Raw genomic sequence first — 15,326 nt, forward strand, 5'->3', positions numbered from 1 at the left:
GGCTGGCGATGTTACGTAGCGACGTCAGCAGCAATGGCCGCCACCTGCTCGCGGAAAGCCATCGGATTACCCAGGGCGGTGCGCAGTTCATCCAAGAACCGTTGCACATCCTGATCGCGCTTGGACCAACCGCGCCCAAAGGTCGCCGTTGCGAAGGCCTTCAGTTGTCGGGTGCCATCCTCGCTGTTGAGCCCAAGACGCTGCACAAGATCGAGATATTCGCTCTCCAGGTCCTGGTTGCCCGCTTCCGTACTGGATGCGACCCCCGGCCCTGCGGGTTGACCGACACCAACCTCCGACGATCCGACGTGCGGGTCATCAGTGGCACCGGCATCGACGTGCAGAGGAACTTCACCGTCTCCTTCGAGCATAGCGACCGCCTGTTCCGCCAACTCCAGAGCCGGCGGGCGCCGGTCCGAGCCATCGAGCAACGCCGCAATATCGATCTCGGCATCCAGGGTGATGAGCCATTGCAGCTGGCGCACCGGCATGCCGGTGTCGTCAATACGACTGATCTCGATCTCCTGCTTGGACATCCAGAACTTGACGCCGACGAGCCTGCCCCCGCGAGCCATCGCTACGGTTTGCATGGCGGCATGCGCCTTCTGCAAAACGTAAATCGACGTGGTTGGCATTTCGATGAGGCCGAGGCCAGAGATATGGGGGATCGCGAAGAAGAAGCTGGCCGAGAGGCTGCAATGACCAGTCTGGTACTGCGGACATTCTTGAGGGTCGCAGATGCCGTCCGGAATCGCTTCGTCTTGGCGCAGGATGATTTTGCGCCCGCCCCAAGCGCGCTTCGCCCGGTTGGCCCGCTCATCACGAACTGCCGGCGCGTACATCTTGCAGTAGCGCATGCCGTCGGGACCGTACTCGGAGAAGAACTGCCGACCGCTTTTAGTCCACGACACGAGTTGGTTGGGCATGTTGCTCAGCCAATCGTCAAACGCGAAGACAACGGGGAATCGCCAGAGGCGGTGTCCATTGCCATCGTTACGATCCTCACCGTAGCGCTGGACAATATTGTCGGCCACAGCAGGGTTGGCAAAGTCGGAGCCGCGGCAGGTGAACCACGGGACGTTCTTGGGAACCAATGGTGTTTTGATGCCGGTCGCACGGGTGATCTCGGCACCAATGCGCTCGAAACTCTCGCCGCGGGCAAGAAGCGCATCGTGGATCTTTACGGCCTGTTCTCGGTCCCGGGCAGCCTTCGTCAGGACTTTGATGCCGGGCCGGATCTTGCCAATGATGGGCGGCCGCATGGGCCGCTCTTCTAGCAGGCTTCGGCGTCCGCCGGGCTCGCTGTAGCTGATGGGTGCATGCATGCGTTTCTCCTGTCCAGGAATTGAACGACTTTTGCCCGGATGGACGCAGCATGCTCCCGAAGGCGCAGGGCTGTGTCGGCCCCGCGCTGGGTCGTTACGCGATTAAGGAAGTCCGCGCGTGCGGCTTCCGGAAGACTGGCGACATATGCCGCCTCACAAAGGGAGCGCCAGGCCTGCGGCATGTCCCGGTATTCGGGACGGCGCAGATCCAACGTGGCCGCGATGGCGGCGGAAATCTCGGCGTTCTGGTGGTGCATGAATTGCTCCTGGAATCGAGGTCTCTCATCCAGAAACAAAAAAAGCCCGCCCCGGTTTGCGCCGGCAGCGAGCTTTGATGGCAGGAACCCGAACTGCCACGCCCCTTCCGGGGGCGTGGCACTCAGGGAGCGGCGCACTAATGCGCGCGGCTCTATGTTGAGGACGTAAAGTCGCCCTCGTGCAGCATGGTCACGCTGCACAACAACCCTTTTCGCGAACCCACAGGTTCGGCCGCAGGTTCACGGATCGGCTCGACGTCTGCCGTTCTGCCTAGGAGGGGCCTTTGAGAGAGCTCCACATGGTCCCAGGCTCGAACGGTGTCCCAGCGCGCACTCATGAAGAGGCACAGCGAGGAACGCGTATTACGAGCTGATGAGGGGAAGTGTTCGGCGAAAACACTTAGCACAAGAGATATCCACACTGGTAGCCAACCAGTCGGCGCGTGCACAGGAGCACGACTTGATTCAACAGATGGACTCGCTAGGGAGTCAGGATCGATGCGTCAGTGACGCTAGGTGTGAAAGCATTGTGGCACAGGACTTTCTTTCAAAACCGACGAATGCTCGGCAATTTTGCATATCTTTCGACGTCAATGCGTGTCCGTTCTTGTCCGACAATTTCGAGTGAGAGAGCATTCCCAAACATGGACAAATGGCCGAACAGGATCCACCCAAGAAGCCCGGCACCGGGCTCAGGCCCATCGAGCGCCTGAATAGCGAGGAACGCCTAAGTCGATTAACACCGGCAACGGCATCTGCAACCCACCACGCGTACTGCTCGAAGTTCGCACGCGACTTTCTGGACGCGCACTTCTACTACTGCTCCTCCAAGTTCGTCGTCGCACGAGGCGGCAAGGTCAAGGCGCTCGACGAGGCATTCCGCGAAGCCGAAACATGGTTCTCCGGTGCATTGGACTGGATAGCCGGTACCGAACAGATTGAGATTCCCCTCTTCTACGAGGAAAAGGAAGTCCAGGTAAGCCATTCGTTCGCCGGACGCCTGCTGCGTCTGCTGATGCAGTACGACAAGATCTTCGCCGACACGCTCTATAGCCTTAACTGCGGATCCATCACCAGTAGCCAGCGCGAGACTACAACGCAGATTGCCGGCAAGCGGATCAACGCCATTCACCAGATCTGCATCCCGGACACCGACCGGTTCAACCAAGACGGCACACTTCTCAATTCCTCGCGGAGCTAAACCTCATGGACATGCGTGAAATCGAGCAACTGCATGCTCACTACGCCCAACCTGCCCTGACCATCGACATTTCTCCGGCCAACGTGCTGACGGGAGGCGCACCGCTTAGCCTCGGTGGCCCTGCCGTCGCCCCAACGGAGCCTATCTCCCGCACTTTTGCAGAGAAGTGGAACCGGAACCCTCGCGTACTCTGGTCCGTAGTCTTTGTCGTGGGTGCCGCTGCAATGTTTATCTTCGGCAGCTCACTCGGCAAGCGCGAAGCGCGCGCCCAAACCAACGGAGCAGGCCCGGCCGTTGCAGTCGGTGCGCCTGCCGCCGTGCCGGCCGCATCCGAACCGGCTGCTCTCACCGCGGCGGGCCACGAATGGCCAACCCGATCCGAGATGCCTGAGTCGGCACCTGCCGCCCGCGCTGAGGTTCCGCCCGCCTCTGCGGTGCCTGCAGACAGCGCAAGGATTTCGCTGCCGAAGCAGGAACCGGCCAAGGTGCCCGCGTCGGCCGTGCCCTCGACGAGACCGATCTCGTCGGCACCCATGGCACCTGCCCCAGCGAGGCCCGCCGCAGCCGCACCTCCGCAGGCTACACGTTCCACAGCTCAGCAAGCTGCGCCGACCCACGACATCAAGATGTTCTGAAGCGAGACGATGACTACTTCTCCAATCTTTAGTGTCCTGCGCGCCGGAATGAGCATTCACGGCGACATTACCGCCGATCACGGCTTCACCTGCTTGGCCCTTGTCACAGGTAACGTGAGTGCCAGTCACGGTCTGCTACATATCGGTCGCGGTGGCGTCGTGCACGGCAACGTCGACGGCGACCATGTTGTGATTGATGGCATCGTTGAGGGCGACGTTGTCGGCCGTACTTCGCTTGTGATCAACGGACGGGTCAAAGGAAAGATCTTCTATGCCGGGACGATCCGGCTCGGAGAGAACGTCTCGCTCGAAGGTAGCTCCATCTCGCGTGTGCAAGCCGTCGGTTACATCCCCCCCCAAACGGAGGGGTCCGACACGATCCACGTTGAGCAAGATGAAAAAGCGGGCGAAGTGGCTTGAAGAGGAGACAGGAACATGTTCCTCTTAAAAACTACGAAAGCTACGGTGTAAGGCCACTCTTTCAAAGACAAAAGGCCCGGCGAAATGCCGGGCCTTTTTGCTAGTAGACGCGCCGCAGGCTCATCAGCTCTGCTTGCGTGAAGACCCCGGGAAACGTGACCCAGGGAAAGTCTATGGCATTCGCAGGATCCCTGAATGATGCGTAGGGAAAGCCTGCGGCCAACTGGACACGGAATATCCGCTGTTGGCGCTCCTTGCCTCGAACCTCATACACAACTCCATGTATCAGATCGAAGACAAGTGTCCCTTGCCTGAGGGCCGCGGTAGCAGAGGGACCCTGCAAGAAACGAATGTCCATCCAGCTGTCGTAGCTAAGGGTCGTACGCAAGTCGCGGGTTTCGCTCTGCCACTCCATATACAGGGCGGTGAACTGCTCCTTGCCAAAGCGCGCCACATCGATCGGCGGTTGTTGCATGAGTCGCTCCAGGACTCGCTGCGCACTAGTCCGGGGCGTACTCCGGCATGCAGACTGCCCGCGGAGCTTCGCGGAAGCTGCGTCGACTCCGCGAAATAGCCATCGCGGGTACCGGGAATAGAAATCGATAGAGACCATTGGCAACGAGCAAAAGAAAAAAGCCCCGGGGGTTAGCCGGGGCTTCAGACCTGAAACGACCACTCCAGTACCAGACAACGGCACTGGAGCGGATCGCTTTAGGTAGGGTTTAGTAGAAGGGCTCCATTCCAACCGCGGCCTTAGGCCACGTCGGCTGCAAGTTCCAATGCAGCATCCCAAGCGCGCTGCTTGAGAATTGCGCCGGCTCCGAACCACGCCGAATCCAGGCGATTGCCCGCATTGCGGGCACGCTGCTGGTGATCGACATACTCGGTCACGCTGTTCACGAGTCCCCAGGCGGTGCCTGCGGCCGATTCGAGCGTTGCACCGCGGCCATTGCCTTCGAAGAGATTGAGCACTGCCTTCAGGCCGCGCTCGTTCATCTTGGGATTGTCCGAAGGCTTGGCAGTCGAGTAAGTGAAGAGACGCTGGAAGAAGCGCTCGGTCTCGGCCTGGCTGACCTTGCGGGCCGCCAACTCATGCATGTTGGCCATGAAGCCATCCCACGACGAAATGGCAATACCAAGCTCTTCCTTCACAGCACGCGGATCGAACTGGCTACGGTGCGGCACCTTGACGGCGCCACGGTTGCGCCCCAGCGCGATTTGCAGCGTGTTGTTGCACACCACACGGACCGACGTGAACTGCGCCGTGGTGGCCAGCGTGCCGTCGCAGGCCGTGGCCAGCAGCAGGTAACCGCGGACCTCGTCACCGCCCTTGAGCGTGGCCGACTGTCCCGTGCGCGCGAGCGCCCAGAGCTTGCGTCCCTCCTTCAGGACGCCAGCCGTTTCCAGCTGATAGCCGCCTACCTGAACCAGGTCGCGATAGAACTCCAGGATTTCGGCCGGTTGGACGACCTGGTACCGCTGCGATACCGTCGACAACGGCTTGCCATTGTCGGAACGGTACAGCACCTTCTGCTCAGGGAACGACTTGATCGGATCGAGGTCATGCGTGCCAACGCGGAACATCACGTCGGTCTCCTCGATGCGCCAGTTCATGCCTGCGGCTTCGGCCCAGACTTCGAGCGGCTGATGCTCTGCCAACCTGTTACCAAGGCCGTGCCAGGGAGTTGCGCCAGCGTACGCCATGGTTTGAACGAGATGAGACATGGAATTGCTCCTAGAAATGGAATGACGCGAGCGATAGCCAGGGCTTTCGTTCGCGAATGGAATAAAGGGAATGGAAAAGAAGAGATCGACGGCCGAGCAGGGAGCACGGTCGCCTGAGAGACGCTCGCCATCGCCGCCGGCGGCGATGAATGACAAGGCGCCGCGTGGCTACAGCAAGGTGAGGTACATCGGAATCGTGGAGATGCCCACGGAGCCGTCCCATCCGGGAGCGGTCCCGGTGGGCGGTTTCAAGAGATGGCCGGCATGCCGGCGTTTGGGTCGATGCGTCGATAGACGCGGGTAAAACTCGGTTTGGACTGAACGTCTTTCAGTGCAAACAGAGCTCTGTCAGTACCGCCAAGACTATCGCGAAAGCGCTACGATGTAGCCATCAAAAGCTCGGCATTTGGATAGCTGTTTTGAGAAAAGCCCCCCAGCCATGACGGCGGGGGGTGACGCTTAAACAATCTCCTCAGGGGTGTCTTGCGCCAGGCGTGCACGCGCATAGTCGAGCGTACCGTCCTTTGCGCGCAACGGCCGTGACATGCGCTTCACCGGATCGTAGATACGGTATCGCGTGACGTTTCCCCGCCGCTCGTCAATGAGCTGGGAAAAGCCGGCATCGATGCACAGGTCCACATACTCGCGCCCGTTCATTGTCTGCCCGGTCTCGAGTCGGTAGGTCGTGCCTTCGGCCAGCAACTTCGCATCGGCCATCTGACGTTCCGCACGCTTACGTGCTTTGTCGATGGCTTCGTTCGCTTCCCACTGTGCCTGCTCTGCTTCTGAGAACCCGCAGAGCTCAAAAAGGCGCCGCCGCCTCTCTGCAGCCGTACATTGCAAGACGTCGACACCGTATTCCTCGCGCAGTGCGCGCTTGGACTCGGTGTTCCAGTCTTTTGGGCCGTCGAAGATCTGCAGCACTGCCGCGACATTGCGCTCCATGACCGCAAGCGCAACCCGGTTAGCCCATTCGTAGCCATGCGTGTCACGTTCGATCGCCGCCGCACGTGTCTGCCGGTCAAACTCGCGTTGGCTGATGTTGAACGCTTCGCGATCTGCGGTCGCCCTTTCAATGGACGCCTGATATTGCCGCTGGCAAACCAGGGTGCGGATTCGCTCAGCCAGCTTCGTTGCCGGCTGAGCGTTCTCTCCCTCCATAGGCTTGGGCGTCGGCATGGTGCGCGGCATCAGGATGCCGGCTGCAAACAGCGCATCATCGACATGCACAGCATGGCCGTCGCTTGGCACATCCCGTAGCGCAGCGATCAGTTTGCCGGCGTTGTGCGTCGTGATCTCCAGCTTCTCGCCACGCATTGTCTGGCAGAGCGCTTACAGCACGCTGGGCGACAAGGCCCCGCGCAGCGCTGGCACTTCGATCAACGGGCGCATCCAGAACTCAGAACGCGCATGGTGAGGATTGTCGCGATAGGTGTTGATGATGCAGTCGCGTACCTTCTCGCCACGCATCAGCGCGTAGGCCACATGGACTTCGTGACGGCAGTTGGGACTCGCAGCGGGGTGGTACAGGGGGCCATTCGTGCCATAGCCAAACCGGCGGATGAACTCGCCGCAAACGAAGTCGGCAATGTCGAAAGGCCCCTGCTCCTCGAAGAGATCCACCGTCTGGAATAGCGGTCCCGCATCGTCCTGGGACATGTCGATGGCTTCAGCAGGAAAGTACGCCAGGCGGCCGGCGGCCACCACGGCGCCCCACGCGGCCCGGCTCATCTCATGCGGACGCAGGATCTTGCCGCCCACACGAACGATGAACTGATCGACCTCATCGAGGATCATCGAAAGGATCGCCCGACGGGTGCCGGCCGGCCGCACGGCAAAATTGCCGCTGGCAAGTCGCTCGATAGGAATCACGCCACGTTCCACATGGCGCACTGCGATATCTTCGACGCGCGGCACGGCCTTGCCGTCGCGATCGTCGTTCAGGTACTGCAGCACGCCGGCGAGCGTCGTGCGATGCTCGGCACGCTGGCCGATGTGAATAACATACATGGAAGGCTCCAGTACGGAGCATGCCCCTTCGGGGACATGCCCCGAGAGGGTTGGAAGGAATGGTGGTGCCGGTTATGCCGGCTCTGCCGCTCTGGCGTCGTGAATCGCCTGCAACAGTTCCTTGGAAGTGATGCGCCAGACGGCACCGCGGGCGCTGCCTACGGCAAGCGTGCGAACCGGTTCGAAGCAATCCGAATCGAGCAATGCCACCACGGTGGACATAGGCAGGCGCCACAGGCCGACAACCACCTCATTGTCCGCAAGCGTTTCGCTGGGGACGTTGCTAGTAAAGGTCTCGTAGAGGTCGCCGGTCTTCGATTCGATCAGCGACAGCGCAGCGCGGTCGTTCACCGCGTACAGCTCTACCGCGATGCGCAGAAGGCCAGGCGAGCCGGCGAGGCCGGTTCCGTCGATGGTGATGGGCATGGATAGCTCCTAAAGACCCATCGCCTAGCGGGATGGGCCCGCAAGGGTTGAAGGTGAAGGGAAAGGTCAGACCAAGGACGCAGTACGCCGTGCAGCTTTGGCGCGACTGGCAACGACTCGTGCCGCCGCAACCTCCGCAAGGATTTCGGCGTCGGCAATGCGCCACACATCGCCGCGGTCAAAGCCGACCTGATTCCACCGGCCGGTCTGCACAAACTTGCCTGTCTCAAGCAAGGCAGCCTTGAGATCGGTCGGCAAGTTCCAATCGCCCGTAACGAGAATCTCGTCATCGGCGAGATTGGCGTCCGGCAAGTTCACCGACAGCACGCCATAGGGCATTTCGTCGTCGGCGCAGACCAGCGAGATCGCGGGTCGAAGATTGGTGGAATAGACACTGACGCACAGATGCACGCCAGCGGGATGACTGGCCAGGCCTGCGCCATAGACGGTACGGTTCATCGGGATACTCCTTTGGTGGGGAGACGTCCCGACGGGACGGCGCCCGTGTGGGGTGAAAAACAAAAAACGCATCCCGAGGGATGCGTTCAAGCGGTGAGCCGACGAATCGGCTCCTGAGAAGGGATTGGCTAGTCCTTGTGGATGCGGCGGCCGTTGCGGTCAGCCCACAGCATGTATGCCGCGATCAGCAAGCCCAGCAACAGTACAAATGGTCCAAACATCACTTTTCTCCTTTAGAGAGGACAGCGCCTACGGCGAATAGTACAACACCGAACGCCAGAAGGCTCGCGCAGTTCACCACCGCTGTGGCGGTCCAGCCAGGCAGACCAGCACCGTAGCCGACCGCACCAACCACCGCCGAAATCGACAGCGTGTGGCAATAGCGGCCAAGCTGCAGCCGTTGATCCTTCGTCGGTGCGAAGAGCGATGACTTCAGTTCCTCAAAAAAGCCAGAACGTGTGCCTTGCGAACGGTCGACGCGGTACGTACCCGTACCGTCGCGAACGAGCGGGTATTCAAAGCCACGCTCCACAAGCAGAAGCACATGTTCGTCCCCGCTAGCGCCAACCTGTTCAACAAGTGTTGCGATACGCGCCGGCACGGCAACCAAATTCTGTGCGCCTTCGTACCGGACAGAGCTGGAGACTTCGACACCGTTCGTGGCCCGAAAAACTACCTTTGCAATACGCGACATCGGGGGCCCCTTAGCCGCGCCGCCCGGCCACTACGCGAAGCGTAGCGACCAGGTTGGCGTAGCCTTGCTCGCTGGCCAGCGAATCAACGCTGACCGCGTTGTCACGACCACCGGTGAGGTCATTGCGGCCGCGGCATGTCCGGTAGGACATGAGCACACCACCTTCTGCGCCAGCAGGATGCTGGATCTCGATCAGCAACGAGTCGGTATGCAATGCGAACACTTCGACTTCGCGACGACGCTGGCGATGCTCGCGGATCGTGAAATCACGTGGGCGCAACGCCATGTCGCCGGCGACACGGCGCAAAACGCGGCAAGCGTCTCGACGAATCGCCTGGCATGCCGCAGTGTTGGTCGACGGATGTCGACGGGTAAAGGATTTGGGGATCTTCATGGATATCCTGGATAAGGACGGGACATCCTTCCCCAACGGGACGGTTGTCCCAGCTGGGTTGGTAGTCCGGCGATGCCGGACGGGGGTCGATGCGTCAGTGACGCGGGTGAAAACGGCTTGCCGAAGCCCGGAGGCTTGGGCAAGCCCTCTCGGGCCAGCACGCGGCGATGTCAGGTGACATCGAGCATTTTGCTGATCGCGCGAACGAGATCCCAGCCATGCTGTTGGGACAACGTTTTGCCGACCAGGAGCTTCTGCAGGGCTGTCGTCCGGCTTGGCGCCTCACCGGCATAGCCGATGTGATCGACATAGACGATCCAGCCTTCAGAGAACCCTCGCTGCAGATAGACAGCGAGACGATCGCGTGGGCCGAGTTCGGGCCACGGTCGATCCGGTTTCGGGCCATACAGGGCTTCGTTGCCGTCCCCCGGAAAGTTGGCGGCATCGATCCATTCCGGCTCCAGCTCCGTGCTACGGAGGCTGGCATAGATCTGTTGAACAACCTCGTCAACCGTTTTGCCTTCGGTGAGGACAGGAGAGAATTTGGAAGGTGCGTCTGCCACGGGCGGCATAAATACTCCGATGGACGCAGGGAGCCCCGCACGGGGTCTCCGTGCGGGGAAGGTGAAGGAATCTGGGGCTCCGACTGGGGCCCGCTTAACGCGTCAGGCGGTAACCGCCACCAGACGCCACGAGATAGAGCTGCTGCCCCGTGACGAACTGCTGGTCGGCATCCTGCGTGACGGCGATCTGGCTGCCATTTTCCTTACGGACAATGACCTCCAGGCCGTTGCGGCGGTTCATGTGGCTAGCGACGGCTTGCGCAGCAACCGCCGACACCGTGCCGGACATCGCGCCGGCAACGTAACGACCGTTACCACCGCCGATGACTCGTGCGCCGAGCAAACCGCCTACGACAGCCCCAACAACACCCGGAATGCCGCTGTTGGCCGACGTGTAGCCATCACTGTCGACGATCGTGACCTGGCGGACACGGACGACGGTGACGACTTCCACGGCGCCGGTACGCAGGGCTTCCGAGCTGCGATAGGCATTCGGAGACGTCTGCTGGACAGCGCAGCCGGTGAAGATGACCGAGCAAAGGAAAAGCGAAACGATGCGCTTGAACATGATGGCCTCAAATAAAAAAGGGCCAACATGCCCACGGGCAGGAAGGCCCGTAGGTGGGAGAAGAAAAAGCTGTCCGGCTATACAACCGGAAGTGTCGATGCGTCTGAGACGCGGTAGGTGGAGAAATATTAACAGCGACTTCGCCTATTGGCTACCAATTAAAGACCGGCAAGCCGACAAGGCAATCTGCATCCGCGTCGAAATGGAGGAGCGTAATGCCCAACGCCATGACATGACGAAGCACAGTCGCGAGATCATCAGGGATCCGCCGTGGCCCGCCGTGTGGTGCGTCAGGATCGACCACACGCACAAAGCAGCCGGCATCCGTCGCTGCGAGTACGGGATAACTAGTGAATCCGCAAGCGGTCGCCTGCGTCAGGTGAGCCGTGGAAAGAGGCCTGCAGTTGCAGGCAGGTCGATGCGTCAATGAACGCGAGAGATGCACCATCATAGCAGCGCGCAAAAGAAAAAAGCCACTCCCTTTGTGGGGGAGTGGCCGTTCAAGACTGGCGCGGTTTGCGTTTGGCACTAGCCTTGGTCGCGCTCAGCTTATAGCCGAAGCGCTCCCAGGCAACCGGATCCAGCGGCAGCGGGCTGGTGCGCCCTGTCGCCAGACTTACGAATGCGCCGCAGTACTGCAGCGTCCCGGTGCGGAACAACGTCCACAGCAGGTTATACGCCTGTACCGCGATCACTGGATTGATCACCAGCGACTGCTTCTGCAGCGCCTCGGCCATCGAGCACGACGGCGCGGTGTCCGCCTTGTCCCCTTTCGGGTCCAGAAGCTCCGGATACAGGTCTCCCACATGGGGAAGCCGTTCCGCGGCTGGGCCGCCGACCTGGCCGAGGATCACCTGCCCACTGTCCGACTCGTTACCGCAGTCGAGATAGTAGCCACCCTCGCCACGTTGCATCGCGTCGAGGATCGCCTTGCGGGCGCTCCGCGTGTCGACACAGCCGATCACCAGGTCGCAGTCAAAGCGGTCGTCATTCCCAATCCGACGTGTCTCGGCGTCCCACCGCGTACCCATCAGGTTGTTCAGGCGATTCACAATGAGCGTCGCTTTGGGCTGGCCCACATCAACCGGGTAGAACCCCTGGCGGCCGACATTGGTCTCGCTGACGGTGTCGTCATCGTAGACCGTACAGTCGATACCGCCCGGGTGTCCTAGCTCCAGCATGGCGTGATGAAGCCGCGCGAGGTTAGGTAGCAAGGCGCTGCCGGTGCCACCAGCGCCCACAACGGCTACTTGCCATGCACGAGTGGTCATCTCAGCGGGGATGCGATGGACGAAGGTCATGCCAGCACCTCCTCTCGCACCGCTTCATGCCATTCGCTTGGAACCCTCTCTACGTTCTCGAAGATTCCCTTGGCGCAGAGACGCAGCGCAAGCGACGGCACCGCAGCATCGCAATTGCCCATCACGAACGCGAACTTCACGTCGTGCTGGTCATCGGCATTGTCCGTTGGCGAAAACCCCGCGGCATGGCGACCATGCGAATGGCAGTCCACCACCAGGACCTCGCCAGTTGCGAGCGACGGACGGTCGTAATTCAGGTGACCGCCGCTGTGGTCCAGGATTCGCACGGGGACCAGTCGGAATGCCCCTGTTGCGGCATTCCAGACAATCCACGCGCCCGTTTCCTTGGGATGCTCAGCACGTGCCATCGCGGCGAATTCGCCGATCAGGTCAGCTGGAACTCGTCCGCAGCGTAGTTCGGTGGCTTCCACCACCTCGCCATAGGGGATTGCCGTACGGAACTGGAAGGCACCGAGACGACGAACGACGCGCAGCCAGGGCCGAACGATTTCCAGAAAGACACCGTTGGCCGCGATGAGCAGACGCTCACCGGGGTGTTCCATGGCGGCCAGCGCACCGAAGCGCGGGACCATCACGGACGGAAATGACTGCTGCAGAGCAGCGTCAGCAGGATGCATGGTTACAACTCCTTTCTGCCGGCGATCAGATCGGCCAGCGTGGATCTCATGGGAACGAGGACTTGCTTGGGAAAGTCGGGAAACTGACCGTCCAGCATGTCCTTCCAGAAGGCATAGGCGCCTCGCTTGTACTTGACGCGCTTGCCGCCGTGATTGGGATGGGTGAACGCTGAGTTGAAGAACCCGTCTTCCCATCCGGTAATCGAGGCCACGTCGATCTGCTTTGGCACATGTGCAGAGCCAATGCAGATCTTCCCGTGGTCCCACGTGTTGAAGTAAGGCGGCTCGAACAGCGCGCTTTCCGGTACCGGGCGCTCCTCCCCTTTCAGGGCGAAAACCTTGAAGCCGGATTGCGACGCCTGGAAGACCAACGCCGGGTGCGAAACAATGGCGCTACGCTCGCCCAACTCCCTGCATTTGAAGAACACGCGACGTCGGCTGGCTGGACACCACCACGTCACGGCACTCGGACTGATTGACAGCACGTTGGGTGTCAGGAACTCGCCCTTGGGAAGGGCATGCTCTGCTACCTCGCGAACTGCGTGGATCAGAGCCATGCGGTTCAGTGGCACGCCAGCGCCAATCACCGGCCGCCCGGAGGCTTGCGCTTCGATGCGATGGGCCGTTGCATACGAAAACTGTCCCGGTCCCGTCCCATAAAGCAAAATGGCCCCCTGCAGGGCCACCTCATGCGACCGCGAAGCGGTCAGGATTGCGGCCATACGGCCTCCTTTCAAATGAAATGTTCAAGAACCCGATCCAGTAGCGCGATCAGCTTGAGGGTCTCGTGCAGAGCGCTGTACTGGGCCCGGATGGACTTGGGCTTGTCAGCGAACGGAATGAAGCATTGAAAATACGTGGCATATCCGCCGTTGTTGGCGCACTCGAAGTGGTCGTCGAGCACTTCGCCAACGTAGTCGCTGTGCTGGTAGGCGATCGTCGCAGCGGAGTACGCCGGTTCTGCCCACTGTGCATTACGCATGAGGGATGCATCTCCCATCCGTTCCAACGCCAGATCCAGGTCCGCCAGTGCGCTACAGAATCCGCCGCGCCAGTCATTCTGGCCCTGGCGCGCGAGCTTTCGTAGCTTCCTGCGGCTCAGTAGCGTGAATGGCCAGTCAGGTCGCGCCCACTGCCACTTTGGAAGTACTTCATCAGGCGCGATCGCGGCCCGCACCACAGAAGGCAGATACCGATCAATGTCCGGATCGTCGGCGCCAAACCGTTCCTTGAGGTGCTCCCGCGCCTCTTCGTCATCGGTTAGCGTCTCGTAGTCCCAATGCCATCGACCAAACATATCCAGCAAATCATCGGGTGTGCGAACGTGCAGCGACTTACAAGCAGCCGCGCGGACCAGATGGAACGTCATGTGCACCAGCGACGGATCTAGCTGACGCAACGCGTCGGCACGCTCTGCAGTGAGCGTGTAGACCGTTTCCTCTTCCAGCCGGATCCCGAGATACAGCGACGAGCGGTCTTGCATGTCGAAGCCGAACTCGGATATCTCAACGTCAACCGCAGCCTGATCCACCAGGGCGAAGTCGAAACTGAGCACCTTCGTCGTGGGAACGCGCGTGGCAAGCCACGCATGGAATGCCTGAGCGAAGGCATCGCCAGCGCCAGACGCGTTCGAGACGTGGCTGGCGTTGAGCACGCCTGCTTTGAACTGCTCGATGACGAGGTCCTTTACGTCCACTTCATCCCCGAAGGTCAGAAGCGCACGGCTGGGGGTTCCCTCCGGGATGGCCGGGAGCGTCAGAAAATCAAGGGCAGGTCGACGTTTGGCAACGGGATGCTGTCGCGCAGGCGTCCATGCGGGTTGTCCTGCATCGACCGCTGAAACAAACGACCGAGGGTCGAACAACATTGTTGAGTCTCCTCAGAATGCGAAAGAACCGCCCTCTCGGGCGGCTTCGTAGTGGAAGAGAACTGGCCGGAGGCCAGTGCTTTCATCAGGTCAGACTTGCGCATATGCGCCCTTGGCGCCAGCGGCGCGCACGAACGTGTAGCAAGCGATGCCGCCCTTCACTTCCGGGCCGTCCACCGCGGCGGTGGTCAGCTCGGGGTATTGGGCCGAGTAGACATCGCGCACCTGGTCGGGCGAGAACTGCGGGCCCACATCAGGTAACGTCATGCCGTTGTAGGAAAACTCACGGGTGAGCTGCGTAACTTCGAGTGCCATGGCAGTTCTCCTTTACAGCAGGGAAGCAAGGTCGGTACCGGTGGAAGCCGGTGTGCTCGAGTCGGCTTTCGCCTCCAGTTGCGCTCCGCCACCGCTTTCTGCTTCGTCATCGTCACCGGCATCGCTGGTGGCTTCGGACGTCGAGGGTGACGCTGCCTTGGCCAGCGCCTTCGTCGCCTTGGACGATTGCGTGGACTTGGCAGCATCGAGAATCGACTTCGTTGCCTCGGCCTGCTCGGCAAGCGAGCGATGAGCTTCGGTTACGCTGGTGACGGCCGCCGCAAACTCGGCATCCAGTTCCGCCGGCGTAGCCGACAGGATCAGAGGCCGGGTCAGTGCGGGGTCAGCAGCGTCCTTGATGACGGGCATCACAACGACGGACATCGTGTCGCCTTGCATCGTCAGCGTGAGCACGACCTTGTCGCTCGCGCGAACGAGCGGGATCAATTGGGTGAACATGGTGAATCCTTTTGGGGAATGAAATGACAGAGGGCGCCGACTGGCGCCCTCTGCAGATGGATAGGTGAA

The 15,326-nt window shown here is 60.9% G+C and carries 21 protein-coding genes; 2 read left to right on the plus strand and 19 right to left on the minus strand.

What is annotated here, in order from left to right; translation table 11 throughout:
• Window positions 1-11 precede the first annotated feature (11 nt).
• Together D9X30_RS23195 and D9X30_RS23200 are read right to left on the minus strand one after the other, a co-directional pair.
• Complete coding sequence (locus D9X30_RS23195; protein WP_502799672.1) at window positions 12-1,325, minus strand: recombination directionality factor; 1,314 nt, start codon at window positions 1,323-1,325, stop codon at window positions 12-14.
• Window positions 1,274-1,582, minus strand: a complete 309-nt coding sequence (locus D9X30_RS23200; RefSeq protein WP_082926272.1) for a DUF7696 family protein — start codon at window positions 1,580-1,582, stop codon at window positions 1,274-1,276. Before D9X30_RS23200 ends, D9X30_RS23195 begins: the two co-directional genes overlap by 52 nt.
• A 652-nt stretch (window positions 1,583-2,234) precedes the next feature.
• On the opposite strand from D9X30_RS23200, the gene D9X30_RS23205 reads away from it, so the two are divergent.
• Window positions 2,235-2,783, plus strand: a complete 549-nt coding sequence (locus D9X30_RS23205) for a hypothetical protein (RefSeq protein ID WP_228771132.1) — start codon at window positions 2,235-2,237, stop codon at window positions 2,781-2,783.
• A gap of 644 nt (window positions 2,784-3,427) precedes the next feature.
• Window positions 3,428-3,838: a bactofilin family protein gene (locus D9X30_RS23210; protein ID WP_153950208.1), complete on the plus strand. Its 411-nt coding sequence runs from the start codon at window positions 3,428-3,430 to the stop codon at window positions 3,836-3,838.
• A gap of 100 nt (window positions 3,839-3,938) precedes the next feature.
• On the opposite strand, the gene D9X30_RS23215 is transcribed toward D9X30_RS23210, so the two are convergent.
• The 17 genes from D9X30_RS23215 to D9X30_RS23290 all read right to left on the minus strand — a co-directional run bounded on the left by D9X30_RS23215 (window position 3,939) and on the right by D9X30_RS23290 (window position 15,257).
• The gene (locus D9X30_RS23215) at window positions 3,939-4,313 is read right to left on the minus strand and encodes a hypothetical protein (protein WP_228771131.1); all 375 of its coding nucleotides are present in this window, start codon (window positions 4,311-4,313) and stop codon (window positions 3,939-3,941) included.
• Between the two features lie 278 nt (window positions 4,314-4,591).
• Entirely contained in the window at window positions 4,592-5,563 is a 972-nt protein-coding gene (locus tag D9X30_RS23220) for a DUF932 domain-containing protein (RefSeq protein WP_153950216.1), read from the minus strand.
• A 459-nt stretch (window positions 5,564-6,022) separates the two neighbouring features.
• On the minus strand, window positions 6,023-6,880 hold the full coding sequence (locus D9X30_RS23225; RefSeq protein WP_228771130.1) for a hypothetical protein: 858 nt from the start codon (window positions 6,878-6,880) through the stop codon (window positions 6,023-6,025).
• 15 nt (window positions 6,881-6,895) lie between these two features.
• A complete protein-coding gene (locus D9X30_RS23230; RefSeq protein WP_228771129.1) occupies window positions 6,896-7,573 on the minus strand; it encodes a hypothetical protein in 678 nt (225 codons plus the stop codon).
• Window positions 7,574-7,645: 72 nt separating this feature from the next.
• On the minus strand, window positions 7,646-7,999 hold the full coding sequence (locus tag D9X30_RS23235; protein ID WP_153950206.1) for a hypothetical protein: 354 nt from the start codon (window positions 7,997-7,999) through the stop codon (window positions 7,646-7,648).
• Between the two features lie 66 nt (window positions 8,000-8,065).
• Window positions 8,066-8,458 carry a hypothetical protein gene (locus D9X30_RS23240; RefSeq protein WP_153950205.1) on the minus strand — a complete coding sequence of 131 codons (393 nt, stop codon included), beginning with the start codon at window positions 8,456-8,458 and terminating at the stop codon, window positions 8,066-8,068.
• Between the two features lie 220 nt (window positions 8,459-8,678).
• Window positions 8,679-9,152 carry a hypothetical protein gene (locus D9X30_RS23245; protein ID WP_153950204.1) on the minus strand — a complete coding sequence of 158 codons (474 nt, stop codon included), beginning with the start codon at window positions 9,150-9,152 and terminating at the stop codon, window positions 8,679-8,681.
• A gap of 10 nt (window positions 9,153-9,162) precedes the next feature.
• Window positions 9,163-9,546: a hypothetical protein gene (locus D9X30_RS23250; protein WP_153950203.1), complete on the minus strand. Its 384-nt coding sequence runs from the start codon at window positions 9,544-9,546 to the stop codon at window positions 9,163-9,165.
• 170 nt (window positions 9,547-9,716) lie between these two features.
• On the minus strand, window positions 9,717-10,118 hold the full coding sequence (locus D9X30_RS23255; protein ID WP_153950202.1) for a hypothetical protein: 402 nt from the start codon (window positions 10,116-10,118) through the stop codon (window positions 9,717-9,719).
• An 85-nt stretch (window positions 10,119-10,203) separates the two neighbouring features.
• A complete protein-coding gene (locus D9X30_RS23260; protein WP_066732851.1) occupies window positions 10,204-10,677 on the minus strand; it encodes a glycine zipper 2TM domain-containing protein in 474 nt (157 codons plus the stop codon).
• Between the two features lie 151 nt (window positions 10,678-10,828).
• A complete protein-coding gene (locus D9X30_RS29905) occupies window positions 10,829-11,128 on the minus strand; it encodes a DUF5983 family protein (RefSeq protein WP_502799673.1) in 300 nt (99 codons plus the stop codon).
• A 49-nt stretch (window positions 11,129-11,177) separates the two neighbouring features.
• Window positions 11,178-11,978 carry a PRTRC system ThiF family protein gene (locus D9X30_RS23265; protein ID WP_153950201.1) on the minus strand — a complete coding sequence of 267 codons (801 nt, stop codon included), beginning with the start codon at window positions 11,976-11,978 and terminating at the stop codon, window positions 11,178-11,180.
• Window positions 11,975-12,616 carry a PRTRC system protein A gene (locus D9X30_RS23270; protein ID WP_153950200.1) on the minus strand — a complete coding sequence of 214 codons (642 nt, stop codon included), beginning with the start codon at window positions 12,614-12,616 and terminating at the stop codon, window positions 11,975-11,977. Before D9X30_RS23270 ends, D9X30_RS23265 begins: the two co-directional genes overlap by 4 nt.
• Window positions 12,617-12,618: 2 nt before the next feature.
• The gene (locus D9X30_RS23275) at window positions 12,619-13,338 is read right to left on the minus strand and encodes a PRTRC system protein B (protein ID WP_153950199.1); all 720 of its coding nucleotides are present in this window, start codon (window positions 13,336-13,338) and stop codon (window positions 12,619-12,621) included.
• A gap of 11 nt (window positions 13,339-13,349) precedes the next feature.
• Window positions 13,350-14,483, minus strand: coding sequence for a PRTRC system protein F (locus D9X30_RS23280; protein WP_153950198.1), 1,134 nt, complete (start codon window positions 14,481-14,483; stop codon window positions 13,350-13,352).
• A 90-nt stretch (window positions 14,484-14,573) separates the two neighbouring features.
• A complete protein-coding gene (locus D9X30_RS23285; protein WP_153950197.1) occupies window positions 14,574-14,798 on the minus strand; it encodes a PRTRC system protein C in 225 nt (74 codons plus the stop codon).
• 12 nt (window positions 14,799-14,810) lie between these two features.
• A complete protein-coding gene (locus D9X30_RS23290) occupies window positions 14,811-15,257 on the minus strand; it encodes a PRTRC system protein E (protein WP_153950196.1) in 447 nt (148 codons plus the stop codon).
• Window positions 15,258-15,326: the final 69 nt, after the last annotated feature.

Source organism: Cupriavidus sp. U2 (assembly GCF_009663685.2).
GTDB classification, from domain to species: Bacteria; Pseudomonadota; Gammaproteobacteria; order Burkholderiales; family Burkholderiaceae; genus Cupriavidus; species Cupriavidus necator_C.